Origin of the sequence: Vreelandella aquamarina (assembly GCF_044805175.1) — a bacterium.
Taxonomy (GTDB): Bacteria; Pseudomonadota; Gammaproteobacteria; order Pseudomonadales; family Halomonadaceae; genus Vreelandella; species Vreelandella aquamarina_B.
In genome coordinates this window covers 1,040,452-1,055,813 of record NZ_CP085232.1, presented here as the reverse complement: position 1 = coordinate 1,055,813, position 15,362 = coordinate 1,040,452, and the positions used below count along the sequence as shown (strand labels likewise).

General features: G+C 55.8%; 16 protein-coding genes and 4 tRNA genes. 11 read left to right on the top strand and 9 right to left on the bottom strand.

The genetic code is table 11. From position 1 onward, the window contains the following. Positions 1 to 12: 12 nt before the first annotated feature. The 6 genes from LG300_RS04970 to grxD all read right to left on the bottom strand — a co-directional run bounded on the left by LG300_RS04970 (position 13) and on the right by grxD (position 4,810). Positions 13 to 306, bottom strand: coding sequence for a YcgL domain-containing protein (locus tag LG300_RS04970; RefSeq protein ID WP_404377285.1), 294 nt, complete (start codon positions 304 to 306; stop codon positions 13 to 15). Continuing rightward, positions 303 to 1,436, bottom strand: a complete 1,134-nt coding sequence (rnd, locus tag LG300_RS04965; RefSeq protein WP_404377284.1) for a ribonuclease D — start codon at positions 1,434 to 1,436, stop codon at positions 303 to 305. Before rnd ends, LG300_RS04970 begins: the two co-directional genes overlap by 4 nt. Positions 1,437 to 1,489: 53 nt before the next feature. Continuing rightward, the gene (gene recR / locus LG300_RS04960) at positions 1,490 to 2,095 is read right to left on the bottom strand and encodes a recombination mediator RecR (protein WP_404377283.1); all 606 of its coding nucleotides are present in this window, start codon (positions 2,093 to 2,095) and stop codon (positions 1,490 to 1,492) included. Between the two features lie 3 nt (positions 2,096 to 2,098). Then, the gene (locus LG300_RS04955) at positions 2,099 to 2,425 is read right to left on the bottom strand and encodes a YbaB/EbfC family nucleoid-associated protein (protein WP_404377282.1); all 327 of its coding nucleotides are present in this window, start codon (positions 2,423 to 2,425) and stop codon (positions 2,099 to 2,101) included. Between the two features lie 47 nt (positions 2,426 to 2,472). Then, positions 2,473 to 4,305: a DNA polymerase III subunit gamma/tau gene (gene dnaX / locus LG300_RS04950; RefSeq protein ID WP_404377281.1), complete on the bottom strand. Its 1,833-nt coding sequence runs from the start codon at positions 4,303 to 4,305 to the stop codon at positions 2,473 to 2,475. A 154-nt stretch (positions 4,306 to 4,459) separates the two neighbouring features. Next, positions 4,460 to 4,810, bottom strand: a complete 351-nt coding sequence (gene grxD / locus LG300_RS04945; RefSeq protein WP_404377280.1) for a Grx4 family monothiol glutaredoxin — start codon at positions 4,808 to 4,810, stop codon at positions 4,460 to 4,462. A 218-nt stretch (positions 4,811 to 5,028) separates the two neighbouring features. On the opposite strand from grxD, the gene argF reads away from it, so the two are divergent. Next, positions 5,029 to 5,949, top strand: a complete 921-nt coding sequence (gene argF / locus LG300_RS04940) for an ornithine carbamoyltransferase (RefSeq protein ID WP_404377279.1) — start codon at positions 5,029 to 5,031, stop codon at positions 5,947 to 5,949. 199 nt (positions 5,950 to 6,148) lie between these two features. On the opposite strand, the gene LG300_RS04935 is transcribed toward argF, so the two are convergent. Next, positions 6,149 to 6,224, bottom strand: a tRNA-Ala gene (locus tag LG300_RS04935). Positions 6,225 to 6,399: 175 nt separating this feature from the next. Between LG300_RS04935 and uvrY the strand changes: the two genes are divergently transcribed. The 7 genes from uvrY to nadB all read left to right on the top strand — a co-directional run bounded on the left by uvrY (position 6,400) and on the right by nadB (position 11,768). Beyond that, positions 6,400 to 7,050 carry a UvrY/SirA/GacA family response regulator transcription factor gene (gene uvrY, locus LG300_RS04930; RefSeq protein ID WP_404377278.1) on the top strand — a complete coding sequence of 217 codons (651 nt, stop codon included), beginning with the start codon at positions 6,400 to 6,402 and terminating at the stop codon, positions 7,048 to 7,050. Positions 7,051 to 7,096: 46 nt separating this feature from the next. Then, positions 7,097 to 8,911 (top strand): excinuclease ABC subunit UvrC, encoded by a 1,815-nt coding sequence (uvrC, locus tag LG300_RS04925; RefSeq protein WP_404377277.1) that lies wholly within the window; start codon positions 7,097 to 7,099, stop codon positions 8,909 to 8,911. Between the two features lie 99 nt (positions 8,912 to 9,010). Beyond that, a complete protein-coding gene (gene pgsA / locus LG300_RS04920) occupies positions 9,011 to 9,559 on the top strand; it encodes a CDP-diacylglycerol--glycerol-3-phosphate 3-phosphatidyltransferase (RefSeq protein ID WP_404377275.1) in 549 nt (182 codons plus the stop codon). 99 nt (positions 9,560 to 9,658) lie between these two features. Beyond that, a tRNA-Gly gene (locus LG300_RS04915) sits at positions 9,659 to 9,733 on the top strand. A gap of 26 nt (positions 9,734 to 9,759) precedes the next feature. After that, positions 9,760 to 9,833, top strand: a tRNA-Cys gene (locus LG300_RS04910). Between the two features lie 39 nt (positions 9,834 to 9,872). Further along, a tRNA-Leu gene (locus LG300_RS04905) sits at positions 9,873 to 9,959 on the top strand. 204 nt (positions 9,960 to 10,163) lie between these two features. Next, positions 10,164 to 11,768, top strand: a complete 1,605-nt coding sequence (nadB, locus tag LG300_RS04900) for an L-aspartate oxidase (protein WP_404377273.1) — start codon at positions 10,164 to 10,166, stop codon at positions 11,766 to 11,768. Positions 11,769 to 12,141: 373 nt separating this feature from the next. On the opposite strand, the gene LG300_RS04895 is transcribed toward nadB, so the two are convergent. Next, positions 12,142 to 12,435 carry a succinate dehydrogenase assembly factor 2 gene (locus LG300_RS04895; protein WP_404377272.1) on the bottom strand — a complete coding sequence of 98 codons (294 nt, stop codon included), beginning with the start codon at positions 12,433 to 12,435 and terminating at the stop codon, positions 12,142 to 12,144. 221 nt (positions 12,436 to 12,656) lie between these two features. Here LG300_RS04895 and LG300_RS04890 point away from each other — a divergent pair, with 221 nt between their 5' ends. The 3 genes from LG300_RS04890 (at position 12,657) to lapB (ending at position 14,558) form a co-directional block, all read left to right on the top strand. After that, positions 12,657 to 12,953: an integration host factor subunit beta gene (locus tag LG300_RS04890; RefSeq protein ID WP_404377271.1), complete on the top strand. Its 297-nt coding sequence runs from the start codon at positions 12,657 to 12,659 to the stop codon at positions 12,951 to 12,953. A gap of 99 nt (positions 12,954 to 13,052) precedes the next feature. Next, on the top strand, positions 13,053 to 13,358 hold the full coding sequence (locus LG300_RS04885; RefSeq protein ID WP_404377270.1) for a lipopolysaccharide assembly protein LapA domain-containing protein: 306 nt from the start codon (positions 13,053 to 13,055) through the stop codon (positions 13,356 to 13,358). Then, positions 13,359 to 14,558, top strand: a complete 1,200-nt coding sequence (lapB, locus tag LG300_RS04880; protein ID WP_404377269.1) for a lipopolysaccharide assembly protein LapB — start codon at positions 13,359 to 13,361, stop codon at positions 14,556 to 14,558. Between the two features lie 3 nt (positions 14,559 to 14,561). Here the strand turns inward: lapB and pyrF are convergent, their stop codons facing one another. Beyond that, positions 14,562 to 15,263, bottom strand: coding sequence for an orotidine-5'-phosphate decarboxylase (gene pyrF, locus LG300_RS04875; RefSeq protein ID WP_404377267.1), 702 nt, complete (start codon positions 15,261 to 15,263; stop codon positions 14,562 to 14,564). Between the last annotated feature and the right edge of the window lie 99 nt (positions 15,264 to 15,362).

The window sequence follows — 15,362 nt, the reverse complement described above, 5'->3', positions numbered from 1 at the left end:
CGTCTGCACGCCTCACGAACGCTCCGCCGCCTGTGCACGATGAATATCTAATAGGTAGGCCTCTTTGGCCGGAGGCATCTGCAGGTAGAACCCTTGCTCCTCAATAGCAGCCATGACATCGGCGGCCTTAACACGAGCAAGCGGCTTATCTTCGGTTAGGATCATGGTAAGCACGGGGATAGGTTTGCCGAATGTTTCCATCAGCACCTCGGGAACCGGCTCCACACCTCGACGCTTATCCACGTAGAGGTACATTTCGTCTTTGCGCGAGCTTTTAAAAATCTCGCATAGCAATTTTTCGCTCATTCAGATAACTCCTCAAGCGCTTGGTGAATAGCGTGCGTTAAGCAGCTATCGCGCCAGCCACTCAACTCCGCTAACGGCTTACCGGCAAGCTGCTGCATCACCAACGCCTCAATATCTCGTCGACGCAGCAGCATCTCAGGGGCAATATGTAGCTCGGCAGCTTTGTCGGTTACTACCTTTTTTACGGCTTTGAAGCGCCGCTTAAACGCTGGATGCATCGGGTCCGGCCAACGCGCTGGCAAGTCGCTTTCAGGGCAGTGCAAGGCTTGCTTCACCCACGCTAACAGGGTGTCACCCTCTTTTTTAACCAGCGTTGGCTTCACGCCTTCAACCTCTGCTAGCTCGTAGCGGTTTTTAGGCATTTTTTCAGCAATTGCAAACAGTAGCTTATCGCTTACCAGCCAATTACGCGGCAGATCACGGCGGCGGGTTTCCCCTTCACGCCACTTAGTCAGTAAGCGGTAGGCTTCCAACTGGCGAGGGGCCAGGCGCCATAGCTGACGCTGGCGGGTATACCACTGTCCGTCGTTTTCGACGCTGCGCCCTGCCTGCTCAATTAAACCAGCGCACTCGCTGTCTACCCACTCTCGCCGTCCTAACGCTTCTAGCTTTTCCGCTTGAAGCGCCCACACTTTTAACAAATAAATAACGTCTAGCGCGGCATACTCACACTGCGACGGCGTTAGTGGGCGTTCCAGCCAGTTGGAGCGCGTTTCCTCTTTCGGTAGCGTTTCACCTACCCACTGCTCTACCAGCTTTTGATATCCCATGCCCGGATTTTCACCCAAAAAAGCCTGGGCAACCTGGGTATCCACCAAAGGCGTGGGCAGCACACCTGCCCAATGCTGGAAAACCTCAAGGTCTTCACTACAGGCGTGCAGCAGCTTCACCGCACTATTTTGTAGCAGCGCCTTGAAAGACTCAGTGCAGGGTGTGGTTAGCGGGTCAATTAAGTACGCTACCTCATCACTGGCGAACTGAATCAGCGCCGGTACGGGGAAAAACGTATTCTCGCGGAAAAATTCCGTATCCAGGGCGATAACGTCGGCATCGGCAACCTGCTGACAGGCGGCGTCTAATGCCTCGGCACTATCAATCCATTGATACAAAGAAGAGGATGAAGAGGACAAAGCAGTCTTCCGGGTTGGCACAACCGCATCAGCGCTTGCGTTTATTATCAGTGTCAGTCGCTAGTAAAGGGCTGGCGACCGTTAAAAGCGCGGCTTAGGGTGCCGCCATCCACGTACTCCAGCTCACCGCCCATCGGTACGCCATAAGCAAGACGTGAGAAGGCAACACCGTAATGCGCCAGTTGGGCAGCGATGTAGTGAGCAGTCGCCTCGCCTTCTACCGTGGGGTTGGTAGCGAGCACGACTTCACGGATGGCACCTTCCGCCACACGGCTTTCGAGCAAGTCCAGTCCAATGGCTTCCGGGCCAATACCGTCTAACGGCGAAAGATGACCATGCAGCACAAAGTAGCGCCCTTGAAAGCCACCGGCTTCTTCAATGGCTAGCTGATCCGCAGGCGACTCAACCACGCATAACAGCGCATCATCACGGCGCGGGCTTTCGCAGAGCGCACAGATGTTGGCTTCGGTAAGCGTCCGGCAGCGCTGGCAATAACCGACTTCCTCTATCGCCTGCTGGATAACCGCGGCTAACCGCTGGCCTCCTGGGCGTTCTCGCTCAAGCAAATGCATAGCCATGCGCTGGGCCGTTTTTGGCCCAACGCCTGGCAGCACGCGAAACGCCTCCATCAACTGCTCAACAAGCGGGGAAAAACGCATGGTTTAGAACGGCATCTTAAAGCCGGGCGGCAGATTCAACCCAGCCGTCGCTTCTTCCATTTTCGCTTTGGAGTTCGCTTCTACTTTACGCACCGCATCGTTGACCGCGGCTGCCAGTAAATCTTCCAGCAGCTCTTTATCCTCTTCCAAAACGCTTGGGTCGATCGTGACATTGCTAACATCATGGCGGCCGTTCATGGTGACTTTTACCATGCCAGCACCCGCTTCGCCGTGCACTTCGGCTTTGGCCACTTCTTCTTGCACGCGCTGCATTTTTTCCTGCATTTCTTGGGCTTGCTTCATGATGTTGCCCATTCCGCCTTTAAACATGCGGTGTTCTCCTAAAGTATTCAAACGAGTAGAGGGGCCATCGGCCGCTAGGAACGTGGCTCTGGCGTTGGTTTTACGGTTGACTCAATTAGCGTAGCCCCAAACGCCTGCTGTAACTTCTGAATATTGGGGTCGTGATGCAATAGATCAACAGCCTGGGCATGACGCTCCTGCTGTAAGCGCTCTTCCTGCTGGCGAGGGGTTTCCAGCGTAGCATCCAGCGCCGCCACGCTGAACCGCACTCGTCTTGGCCAGCCCATCTCTTTAAGCGCCCGTTCAATGCGGCCATTATGTACATCCGCCTGCATAGCAGATTGGCTAGGATCTAGCCGCAGCACCACGACATCACCATTATCGCTTTCCAACTGGCAGTGCGCTGCCAGATTGCGTGTCAGGCCACCCAAACCCAAGGCGTCGAAACAGGCTAACCATGCAGCGTGGGTTAGGCGATCATCGGCAGCCAATGATTCAGGCTGCCTAATTGCAGCGGCTGCAGGAGAAGCTGGCTCTGGCTCTGGCGAGAGCGTAGCGGCACTCTCCACTTCTTCAAGCGACCAGGGGGGCGGCGCTTCCTGTTGCGGCGCTGGCACATCCGCCTGCCTAGGTATCTCGGTAGATGCATCCGTTGGTGCTGCCGCCTGCACCGCTGTGGGCGCAGGCTCAGGCTTTTTTTCAGCTGGCCCGCTTGGAGGGGCAGAAGGTGCCGGCACGTCCTCACTCGCAGCAGGCGCTGGCTCACGGCGGAGCGGCAAAGGCGTTGCTGGCGGCTTGGGCACCCCCTGGGGGCGGAAAGCCAGCATTCGCAGCAGCGTCATTTCCAAGGCGCTGCGTAGGTCGGGGGCGTGCACCATATCGCCACGCCCCTGAATGCCAATCTGATAGTAGAGCTGGATATCTTCAGCGGTAAACCGGCTGGCCAACTGTTGGATCTCTGCCCGGTCACCATGGCTATTATCCACCGCGTCGGGCACCATTTGCGCCACTGCCAGGCGGTGGAGAATAGCCGTTAGCTCATCCAACACGGCGGCAAAATCAGGCCCCTGCTCGGCCAGCTGGGCGACTTCCGCCAACAGCCTTTGAACATCCACCTCCGCTAGCGCCTCAACCAACGCAAGCACATGACGATGATCCAGCGTACCCAACATTGCTGCCACATCGGCATGTCGAACAGCACCTTGGCCAAAGGCAATGGCCTGGTCTGTCAAGCTCATCGCATCGCGCATGGAGCCTTCGGCAGCCTTGCCTAACAGCCACAGCGCGCTTTCATCATACTCAACCCCCTCCTCGCCCAACACGTAGGTTAAGTGCTCGACCACCCGCTCGGGAGGCATATGCTTCAGGGTAAACTGCAGGCAGCGGGAGAGTACCGTGGCGGGGAGTTTTTGGGGATCGGTGGTCGCCAACAGGAATTTTACGTGCGGGGGCGGCTCTTCCAGGGTTTTCAGCAGCGCGTTAAAACTGCTGGTGGAGAGCATATGCACCTCATCGATGAGGTAGACCTTGTAGCGCCCCTGAGTTGGCGCGTACTGAACGTTATCGAGCAGCTCGCGGGTATCTTCCACCTTGGTGCGGGACGCAGCGTCCACTTCGATTAAATCGACAAACCGGCCTTCATCGATAGCTTGGCAGCTGTCGCACTGGCCGCAGGGTGTTGAGGTAATTCCCTCATCCCCACGCCCATTGGCGGTGCAGTTAAGACATTTTGCCAAAATGCGTGCCAGCGTGGTTTTGCCGACACCTCGGGTACCGGTAAACAGGTAGGCGTGATGCAGACGGCCCTGGTCAAGGGCATTGACCAGGGCGCGCTGAACATGGGCCTGGCCCACGAGCTCGTGGAATGTACGTGGCCGCCATTTGCGGGCCAGAACCTGATAGCTCATTGAGCAAAACTTCCTTAGGCGGGCTAACTATCGATGCTAAGCGGGCATATCACCGTAGATGCCGAGTATTGGTGCTAAATTAAGCACCATTCTAGCGGCTGCACCGCAGCCCGCCAACCGCCCGGCACCAACCGGACGGTTTAAGGCGTCACGCTTAGGCGTTGTCACTGCCTTCAGCGGCACTGGCACGCTGGGCGGCTTCTTTAATCAGCTTTTCCAGTTCGCCGTTTTGATGCATCTCCATCACGATATCGCAACCGCCTACTAGCTCGCCCTCTACCCAAAGCTGGGGAAAGGTCGGCCAGTTGGCAATTTTTGGCAGCTCGGCGCGAATATCCGGGTTATCCAGCACGTTAACAAAGGCAAAACGCTCGCCGCAGCTCATCAGCGCCTGCACGGTTTGCGCAGAGAAACCGCACTGGGGCAGCTGAGGAGTACCTTTCATATAGATCAAAATCGGGTTTTCGCTGATTTGACGCTGAATATTTTCGGCAGTGGTGCTCATGATGTGCTCCTAAACAAGTGATGTGATCCAAGCTAGTTTACGCAATTCGCTAACCGGCTTTAACCCCACGACCCAGCAATGCCTTGGTTTGGCGGTGTGCACCAATACCTGAGCAAACTACTCGGCCTTACCGCGTGTCGCCATTCTACGCATGCTATCCGCGTTGCGCATCCCCCGCCGCATCGCTAGGATGGTGTTTTTGCGCGGAGAGAGTCATCATGGCGACACGCCATTTCCTTACCCTATTGGATTTGACCCCGGATGAGCTGGCGTATTTGATTCAGCGTGCCATCAAGATTAAAACCGACCTGAAAGCCAACGGGCCCGTGTACACACCGCTGCCCAACCGCACGCTGGCGATGATTTTCGAGAAATCCTCCACCCGCACCCGTGTCTCCTTTGAAACCGGCATGGCCCAATTTGGCGGCCATGCGCTATTCCTCTCTCCCCGCGACACCCAGCTTGGACGCGGCGAGCCGATTGAGGACACCGCACGCGTACTGTCCGAAATGGTCGATGCGGTCATGATTCGCACCTTCTCCCATCAGGGCCTGGAAGCCTATGCCAGCGCCAGCAGCGTGCCGGTTATTAATGCATTAAGCGACGACTATCACCCCTGCCAGCTCTTGGCAGACGTGATGACATGGACGGAGCTGCGCGGCAGCGTTAAAGGCCGCACCGCCGTATGGATTGGCGATGGCAACAATATGTGCCACTCCTGGATTAACGCCGCCCGCCAATTCGGCTTCCACCTGCGGGTCTGCTGCCCGAAAGGTTATGAACCCCGCGAAGACATCATGGCGGCTGCGGGAGAGTGCGTCACTCTACTCCACGACCCGCAGGAAGCGGCCAAGGGCGCTGACTTAATCACTACCGACGTATGGGCCTCCATGGGGCAGGAGGAGGAGCAAGCGAAGCGGGAAGCCGACTTTGCGGGCTTCCAGGTGACCGAAGCCCTGCTCGACACCGCTCAACCCGATGCCCTGTTCCTGCACTGCCTACCCGCCCACCGGGGAGAAGAGATCAGCCACACGCTGCTGGATGACCCGCGGGCAGTGGTATGGCAGGAAGCAGGTAACCGCCTACACGCCCAAAAGGCGCTTATTGAGTTTCTGCTGCTCGGCAAGATTGAAGAATAGCCATTCTGCCAGCCCTGCCCGTATGACGGGGCTGGCTTTATACTTTCTCTTGCTCGCTTTATACGCTCTTTACTCGCCTATACACCGAGCACCGAAGGCGCTCACAGACAAGGGTGATATAAGTAGAGACGCTAACAAGTAGGGACACTGACAAATAGCAAAACGCCACGTTATAAATAACGTGGCGTTTATAGAATAATGGTGGAGCCTAGCGGGATCGAACCGCTGACCTCAACACTGCCAGTGTTGCGCTCTCCCAGCTGAGCTAAGGCCCCACAAGCTGCCTGTCGTGTGCAGCGGGGCGAATACTAAGCCACAGCCTTTCAGGAGTCAAGCACTAAAGCAAACCAATATCGACTAATTCTCCTTTGCTAAAAGCTGTGGCACTCTATAGGTTCGCAGCGTGTGTATCGCCCGAGTCCACGATGATTACCTGCAGGAGCCAGACCTTTGATCAACGTTTTAATTGCCGATGATCACCACCTGGTGAGAACCAGCATCGCCCACCTGCTAAACGAAGAGTCCGATATTAAAATTGTGGGCGAAGTAGATGACGGCGAGAGCGCCGTCGCTCAGTGCCGACAGCTAAAGCCCGATATTGTCCTTATGGATATTCGTATGCCTGGCATTGGAGGATTAGAGGCCACACGCCGTATTCATCGCACGCTAGCAGATATCAAAGTCATTATTCTTACCGCTCACCTAGAAGACAGCGTGCTGCGGCGCATGCTTGAAGCAGGGGCATCGGGTTTTTTAAGCAAAGGGGCTGATGCTGCAGAGATGACTGACGCTATCCGCCAGGTCTTCCGCAACGGGCGTTACATCAGCCAAGAAATTGCGCAACGCCTCGCCCTTGCCCACTTTACCGACGAAGATAGCCCGTTTAACCAACTATCAGATCGTGAGTTACAGATTGCGCTGATGATTGTTAATTGTCAGCGAGTACAAGATATCTCTGACCGGCTACACCTTAGCCCTAAAACCGTCAACACTTACCGTTATCGCCTGTTTGATAAGCTGCGCGTCACTAGCGATGTCGAACTCACCCACCTTGCCTTGCGTCACGGACTAGTCGAAGGTTTTGACGCCACTATAGGATAGACCTACCATCGCTGCTTCTGTCGTTTAAGAGCTCCGTTGCCCAGCCATGACTTTTGATGCCAAGCAGTTTTTAAGCTCTGTCAGCACCTCTCCCGGGGTTTATCGTATGCTGGATGAGGAGCAAAATACGCTCTACGTTGGTAAAGCGAAGCGTTTGAAAGCACGGCTGGCAAGCTACTTCCGCGGCCAGCTCAATGCCAAAACCCAGGCGATGGTGGCACGCATTGCGGATGTCCAAATCACCGTCACCCGTAGCGAAACCGAAGCACTGCTGCTTGAACAAACATTAATCAAGGAGCTTCGTCCACCTTACAATATTCTGCTACGGGATGATAAATCCTACCCGTTTGTGTTTGTCACCGATCGCCACCCTTACCCGGCACTTGAGTATAAACGGGCACGCCAGCGCCGTGGCGACGGCCGCTACCTTGGCCCCTACCCCAGTAGCGGCGCAGTAAAAGAGAGCCTGACGCTGATGCAGAAAATATTCCGCATCCGCAACTGCGAAGACAGCGTTTTCGCCCACCGCTCCCGCCCCTGCTTGCAGTATCAGATAGAGCGCTGCAGCGCCCCTTGTGTCGGCTATATTTCCGAAGAGGAGTATCGCCGGGATGTCGAGCATGCGGTGATGTGCCTTGAAGGCAAAAGCGAGCACGTGACCCAGCTCTTAACCCAAGAGATGGAAGCCGCCAGCCAAGCGCTTAATTTCGAGGAAGCCGCCCGCCTACGCGACCAAATCCAGCAGCTACGCCAGCTACAGCAGCGCCAATTTGTGGATAATGAGAGCGGTGATGCCGACGTTTTCGCCTTGGCTCAGCGCCCTGGTGCAATAGGCATTTCAATTCTAAGCGTGCGCGATGGCCGCCTACTAGGCGCTCGACACCATACCCCCAAAAACGACCTAGACTTATCGCCGGAAATGCTGTTGACCGAAGTGGTCAGCCAGTACTACTTCGGCCAGCCGCACAACGTGCCTGGGGAAGTCATCACCAGCCACCCGTTGGAAGATAGCTCCCTGATTGCCGATGCCCTTTCACAACAAGCGGGCAAAAAAGTCAGAGTGGCAAGCCAAGTGCGTGGGCACCGCGCCCAATGGCAGCACCTCGCCATGACCAATGCTGAGCAGCAACTTGCCTCCCAACTGGCGAACAAAACCCAGCTCACCGCACGCTTTGAGGCGCTACAGCAAGCGCTAGGGCTGGACAAACTGCCTGAACGCCTTGAGTGCTTTGATATTAGCCATAGTCAAGGTGAGGCAACCGTGGCTTCCTGCGTGGTCTTCGACCACCAAGGCCCACGCAAAAGCGACTACCGCCACTTTCGCATTGAAGGCGTTGCAGCAGGTGATGACTACGCCGCCATGCAGCAAGCCCTGACCCGTCGCCTCAAGCGGGTTAAAAGCGGTGAGGCGGTGGCTCCCGATATCCTAATCGTGGATGGCGGTAAGGGTCAGCTCAACATGGCACGGAGCGTATTAAACGACCTAGCGGTCACCGGTATTCTGCTGCTGGGCGTTGCCAAAGGCACCACCCGCAAAGCAGGGCTGGAAACGCTCTTCCTGGAGAGCAGCGACAACCCACTACCACTGGACCCCGCCTCTCCGGCACTGCACCTAATCCAGCATATCCGCGACGAGTCCCACCGATTTGCTATTGCCGGCCATCGGGCCGCACGGGACAAGGCAAGGCGCACCTCCACCCTACAGGATATTCCCGGCATCGGCCCAAAGCGCCGCCGCGAACTGCTGCGTTTCTTTGGTGGCCTACAGGGTGTACAAAAGGCCAGCCGTGAAGAGCTTGTTAGGGTGCCAGGCATTAATGCCGCCCTGGCAGAAGCCATTTATACGGCGCTCAATGGATAAACCTGTTCTTAACATGGATGCAATGCGCTAAGGGGGATAGAATGACCTGGCACATTACACTCCGTCTTTCAGATTCTCCGGCAAGGATCGCGCCCTGCGATGAACATACCTAACATACTCACACTGGCAAGAATTGTCTTTATCCCGCTACTGGTAGTGCTTTTTTACTTACCATTTAGCTGGAGTATGCCGGTTGCCGCCGGTCTATTTGCCCTGGCATCGGTCACCGACTGGCTTGACGGCTATCTTGCCCGCCGCTGGAACCAATCGACGCCCTTTGGTGCTTTTTTGGACCCTGTGGCCGACAAACTCATGGTCGCCGTCGCACTGGCGCTATTGATTGAGCGTTTCGATACGCTGGTGCTTACCCTTCCCGCACTGGTGATTATTGGCCGCGAGATCGTCATTTCAGCCCTACGGGAGTGGATGGCGGAGATGGGTAAACGCGGTATGGTGGCGGTCTCCTGGATCGGCAAACTAAAAACCACGCTGCAGATGATCGCCATCCTCGTGCTGCTGGCTTTTCCGCCCGCGCATGAAATTGCATTTGTGGGGGTCGTTATCCTCTATGCCGCCGCTGCCCTAACGCTGTGGTCAATGGCACAGTATCTAAAAGCCGCCTGGCCGCACCTCAGCCGCTCCATGTAAGCAGTACTTACGTAAACAGCACAGTAGCTCTTTGAACCCGTTAGAAAATTGATTATTTGACAAGTGCGCAGCGATGCGTATAATTCGCCCTCGAGTCGAGCGGGAATAGCTCAGTGGTAGAGCATCGCCTTGCCAAGGCGAGGGTCGGGAGTTCGAATCTCCTTTCCCGCTCCAATTTGGTTAACGCCAATGACTTGTTAGGCTGGATGGCAGAGTGGTTATGCAGCGGACTGCAACTCCGTGTACGCCGGTTCGATTCCGACTCCAGCCTCCATTTCCAGTGTAGCGATGGCCCTTAAAGCCGCGATACACTGCCCGGATGGCGAAATTGGTAGACGCAAGAGACTTAAAATCTCTCGGAGGTAACTCCGTGCCGGTTCAAGTCCGGCTCCGGGCACCATTAATTGCAAGTTAGAATATAACGCTGCGAGATCTCTGATCTACGCGGCTTTTTTGTGTGCTTAACTTACTCTTAACGGGTACCTTTCGATTTTTTGCTGGCACACATCGCTAAGCGCCAGTGGTCACGCTATGATGCCAGCCTTACTGTGACAGCGTGTAGCGCGTACAGCTTTCCATAGCAAAAAGAAGGAGCGGCCCCCTTATGAGCGCGCCAACATCCGACATACTTATCATTGGTGGCGGCGTCGCCGGCCTTACCCTTGCATTGGAAGTTGCCGACCACTTGTCTGTCACCCTGGTACGCCCAGCAATGGATGATCAAGGGGCCAGCCGCTGGGCGCAGGGGGGCATTGCGGCCGTGCTCTCTCCAGATGATAATCTCGACGACCATATACGCGACACCCTCATTGCTGGTGACGGCCTGTGCGATGAAGAAGCTGTTCGCTTTACCGTGACTCACGGCCCCGACGCTATTCAGTGGCTCATTGATAACGGCGTGCCGTTTACTCCCGACCCAGACCCAAGCGCCCGCTACCCCTACCATCTCACCCGGGAAGGTGGACACAATGCACGGCGCATTATTCATGCCGACGATGCAACCGGCCGCGCAGTGGTTGAAACACTGGTCAGCAAAGTCGCCGCTCACCCACGCATCACCCAGCGTAGCGACCTGACTATCTCGACCCTGTTAAGCGACGCCGAGGGCCGCTGCATTGGCGCCCAGGGCATAGATAGCGAGCAGCGCCCGCAAGCGCTTTATGCCCATCACACCGTTCTCGCCACCGGCGGCGCCAGCGGGCTATACCGGCATACCACTACCCCTTCACCCAGCAGCGGTGAAGGCATGATGATGGCGGCTAAGCTTGGGGCCACACTCGCCAACCTGGAATTTCAGCAGTTTCACCCCACCTGCTTATTCGACCCGGATGGCCCAGCTTTTCTAATTAGCGAGGCGGTGCGCGGCGAAGGTGGCTACCTACTCAACGAGGCAGGTCACCGTTTTATGCCCGACCTGGACCCACGTGCCGAGCTTGCACCAAGAGATGTGGTTGCCAGGGCCATTGATGCGCAAATCCAACAAGGCACCCAGGGGCACGTATGGCTGGATATACGCCATTTGGGTGAAGCATCTATCCATCATCACTTCCCGACCATTCTGGCTCACTGCGCCTCACGGGGCATTGATATCACGCGCCATCCTATCCCCGTTGTGCCTGCCGCCCATTACAGCTGCGGCGGCGTTGCCACCAACCACGTCGGCGCTACCGGCGTTGCCAACCTCTACGCTATTGGCGAAGTAGCCTATACAGGGCTTCACGGTGCCAACCGGATGGCTAGCAATTCGCTGCTGGAGTGTTTGGTATACGCACGAAGCTGCGCGCAACACCTGCTCTCCCAGCCGCAACTCCCTACTGAGATACTGGAATCGACAAGCTACCCAACACCCACGATTCAGCCTAACTTTAAGGCCGATAAGAAAGCACTCAACGTGCTGCGTCGCGATATGCGCAGCGTAATGAGCCAATATGTCTCTATTGTGCGCAGCAACCAAGGACTCGCCAAAGCTGGCGATGCGCTCGCAGACATCAAGGCCGAGCTAGAGAGAATTGATAAAGAGATGTCGCACCCTGACAGCGTGCAACTACAGCAGGCCATTACTCTTGCTCAACTTACCGTCATGGCCGCTGTGCAACGCCACGAGTCTCGTGGCTTACACTACTCAATTGACTGGCCAGGTCACCAGGCCAACTCTCGCCCATCAAAACTCACGCTAAACAGTTTACGCACGACAAAACTGTCCCACTAACACCTTGTGCTCCTACTAACGCCCTGGCCGATGGAAACATCGGCGTAGGGCACGCTGGCTAGCGCGGGGCAGGCTATCCGGCCAGAGCCACAAACGCTGCGGCCCTAAACGCAACCCCGCTAACCAGGGGCCAAGGTAGTCACAGCTAACACTTTGCTCAGCGCCAACCTCTCCCGTTGCCAACAGCCAGCGGCCGACTAGCTGGTTGCCGCGTTCAGCAAGCTGCAACATGCCGCATGGCTGGGCACGATAAGAGCGATACACTAACCCCAAACCAGTTCCTAACGCTATTAGCCCTACCCAGCTACCTGTTGTCCAACTTGCCAAGAAGGCCAACCCAAGCACCAGCAGGGTTTGCAAACAGGCCGCTAATTTAGAGCGTGCGATAGGCAGAATTATCGGTGGTTTCGGCATGTTCAACGATCATTTGAACGATATGCCGCAAGGCAGGGTCTTCGGGCCACTCACGGTGCATGAGCCAAACGAACAAATCTTGATCTTCTTCTTCGATCAAACGCTGATACGTTAGCTGCTCCTCTTCAGTCAACGAGTCAAAGCGTTGTTCCAAAAAAGGAATTAATAGCAAATCCAGCTCCCACATACCGCGCCGGGAATGCCAATAAAGCCGCTTACGTAGCACAGCGGCGGGGGAAGTATCGTCGCTCAACGTCAGCCTCTCCGAGTCGATGAAATGAAAAGCTAGTATACCGAAGCTGCGGGGTCGCGCCAGGGCCTAGCATCGCCTATGCTGTTAATCAGCTTCGAACCAACTTGCCTAGTACCTTGTTTTATCTGAATTGTTTTATACCTGTATGCGCAGTATGCTGATTTTGATGTTATCAAGGTCGCGTGCGCGTTACGGCCTTTAAGCTTGCAGGGAGCCAACCGATGACCAAATCTGAACTAATCGAACAAATTGCGATGCGTCAACCGGAGCTATCCGCCAAAGAAGTCGAAACGGCGGTGCGTATTATCTTAGATGATATGACTGACGCTCTGGCCAATGGCGGGCGGGTAGAGATCCGCGGCTTTGGCAGTTTCTCGCTCCATTACCGTGAGCCACGCACCGGACGCAACCCTAAAACTGGCGAGCCGGTAGATTTAGACGGTAAATACGTACCGCACTTCAAACCGGGCAAAGAACTGCGGGAGCAGGTCGACGCTAGCCGAGCGTTAGGATATTAAAGCGAGTTAATCGCGCCATCCGACCTTCTGCGGGATGACGCCGCGCCCAGACTCAGACACAATAGCGTTACCGTGAACGTCACTGACTAGGAAACTCTCATGCGTTGGATCAAAGGGCTGATTCTGGCCGTTATTTTATTAGTTGTATTGCTAGTGGGCATTCTGTTTGCTGTCAATAATCAGCAGGCCATTGGCTTAAATCTGATTTGGGCCGAACTGCCTGCTGTATCGCTCTCCGTATGGCTTCTAGCCACACTCGCGGTAGGTGTTATCGTCGGTATGCTAGCCATGCTCGGCGTTTATATTCGCCTGAAAGCAAGGCTCGCTCGCAGTGAGCGCCATAATAAACAGCAGCGTAAAGAGCTGGATCGCTTACGCACCCAGGGGTTTAAGGAACTGGCGTAAATGCATGATGCAGTGCTGCTAGGCATACTCTTGGCAGCCATTGCCATCGGCTTTGGCCTGGGCATTCGCTATGCCTATCGCCGCCAGCAGCACACTCACACCTCGCGTACTCCCGGCCTATCCCGGGAGTACTTCGTCGGGCTGAACTACCTGTTAAACGAGCAGCCCAATGAAGCTATCAATACCTTTATCCACGCGCTCGATGTTAACAGCGATACTGTTGATACGCATATCGCGCTAGGCAAGCTGTTCCGAACACGCGGAGAAGCGGACAAAGCCGTGAGCATTCACCAAAACCTGCTCGCCCGTCCGGCCCTTTCCACCGCCACCAATGAAGCCATCCAGCTTGAGCTAGCCCGTGATTTTATCGCCCTGGGTGTACACGACCGCGCTCAAAGGTTGCTACGTAGCCTGCTTGAGCACTCAGCGAATATGCCGCTACGCTTAGAAGTGAAACGGCTATTAATTGACTTACTTGAGCGAGAAAAAGAGTGGCAAGATGCGCTAGAGATCGTTCAGCCGCTATTGAAACAGCAGCCCGCCATGTGCCGCCCCGCCTCACACTGGCACTGCGAGCTTGCACAGCAGGAGATTGATCAATCCAGCCGTGCGCTGGCACGCAAACATCTCAAAAAAGCGCTTCAATTGGATGAGCGCTGCATACGCGCCACCCTCATGCTGGCCGAACTGGAGATGGAGAAGGGCCACTACGCGAAAGCAATCGAGCGGCTTGACCATATCCCCCAGCAGGATATCGCTCATGTGCCCACCATGCTTCCAGCGCTGCACCGTGCCTACACCCGCAACGACGACTTACCCGGCCTGGAAAGCCATCTCTACAAACTGCTGGGGCAAGCCCCCTACACGAGCGTTATTGTCGCGCTTGGCACGCTGGTGCATCAGAGAGACGGCGTAGATAGCGCGATTGAACGTACCGGTGAATGGCTACGTGAAGCCCCTAGCCTGGGAGGGCTTGATTACTTAGTCGATCTTTACCTAGAAAGCGAACGGCTAAGCGGCAAAACGACACCGGATACCCGTTTGCTACTACTCAAACACCATACAGATGCTCTGCTAAAAGGGCGCCACCGCCATCGCTGCCGTCGCTGCGGCTTCAGCAGCGACAGCCTAGCTTGGCAGTGCCCCAGCTGCCGCCGCTGGGGCACGATTAAACCGATCACAGGTATCGAGGGGGAATAACGATTACCCCCCTATCAGCTCAGCCTCAATAGCTGCCAATGCGGCCATAGGGTCCTCTGCTTGAGTAACCGGCCGCCCCACCACTAGATGAGTACTGCCTGCCTGCATTGCGTCAGCAGGCGTCATGATGCGCTGCTGATCGTTCGCCGCCGCAAAGCTAGGACGAATACCGGGCGTTACTTTCAAGAATGTGCCTCCGCACTGCGCTTTAATCTGTGCAGCTTCTTGTGCCGAACACACTACGCCGTCCAATCCACTCTGCTGGGTCAACGCCGCTAAACGCATTACCTGCTCAGCGGGACTTGCGGTAATGCCTACTTCTTGCAGGTCTTGTGCTTGCATACTGGTCAGCACTGTCACCGCGATTAAATGTGTTTTTAGGTGATGGTCCGAAAGGCGCTTAGCCGCTGCCTCCATCATGTTGCGCCCGCCTGATGCGTGCACATTTACCATCCAAACACCCTGCTCCGCCGCAGCCTGCACGGCACTGGCCACCGTATTGGGGATATCGTGAAATTTGAGATCAAGAAACACGTCGAAACCACGGCCATGAAGCGCTTCCAAGACAGCCGGGCCGCTACGGGTAAATAGCTCTTTACCTACTTTGACGCGACAACGTGCCGGGTCGAGCTGGTCAGCCATGCATAAGGCCGCATCCAGGGAGGGATAGTCCAGAGCAATAATCAGTGGGGAATCGGTGGACACGCGCTTACTCCGTGTTCGTGAACGCATAGAGAGGGTCGTTTAGAGAGGGTCATGCAGGCTAATAGACAAGGCACAAGGTTAAACCGCTGATACTGAGCC

What these genes read in the sequence shown, in the direction of transcription:
- LG300_RS04970 (WP_404377285.1), bottom strand. Translation starts at nt 306, where the DNA reads ATGAGCGAAAAATTGCTATGCGAGATTTTTAAAAGCTCGCGCAAAGAC.
- recR (WP_404377283.1), bottom strand. Translation starts at nt 2,095, where the DNA reads ATGCGTTTTTCCCCGCTTGTTGAGCAGTTGATGGAGGCGTTTCGCGTG.
- LG300_RS04955 (WP_404377282.1), bottom strand. Translation starts at nt 2,425, where the DNA reads ATGTTTAAAGGCGGAATGGGCAACATCATGAAGCAAGCCCAAGAAATG.
- dnaX (WP_404377281.1), bottom strand. Translation starts at nt 4,305, where the DNA reads ATGAGCTATCAGGTTCTGGCCCGCAAATGGCGGCCACGTACATTCCAC.
- grxD (WP_404377280.1), bottom strand. Translation starts at nt 4,810, where the DNA reads ATGAGCACCACTGCCGAAAATATTCAGCGTCAAATCAGCGAAAACCCG.
- argF (WP_404377279.1), top strand. Translation starts at nt 5,029, where the DNA reads ATGGCGACACGCCATTTCCTTACCCTATTGGATTTGACCCCGGATGAG.
- uvrC (WP_404377277.1), top strand. Translation starts at nt 7,097, where the DNA reads ATGACTTTTGATGCCAAGCAGTTTTTAAGCTCTGTCAGCACCTCTCCC.
- pgsA (WP_404377275.1), top strand. Translation starts at nt 9,011, where the DNA reads ATGAACATACCTAACATACTCACACTGGCAAGAATTGTCTTTATCCCG.
- nadB (WP_404377273.1), top strand. Translation starts at nt 10,164, where the DNA reads ATGAGCGCGCCAACATCCGACATACTTATCATTGGTGGCGGCGTCGCC.
- LG300_RS04890 (WP_404377271.1), top strand. Translation starts at nt 12,657, where the DNA reads ATGACCAAATCTGAACTAATCGAACAAATTGCGATGCGTCAACCGGAG.
- LG300_RS04885 (WP_404377270.1), top strand. Translation starts at nt 13,053, where the DNA reads ATGCGTTGGATCAAAGGGCTGATTCTGGCCGTTATTTTATTAGTTGTA.
- lapB (WP_404377269.1), top strand. Translation starts at nt 13,359, where the DNA reads ATGCATGATGCAGTGCTGCTAGGCATACTCTTGGCAGCCATTGCCATC.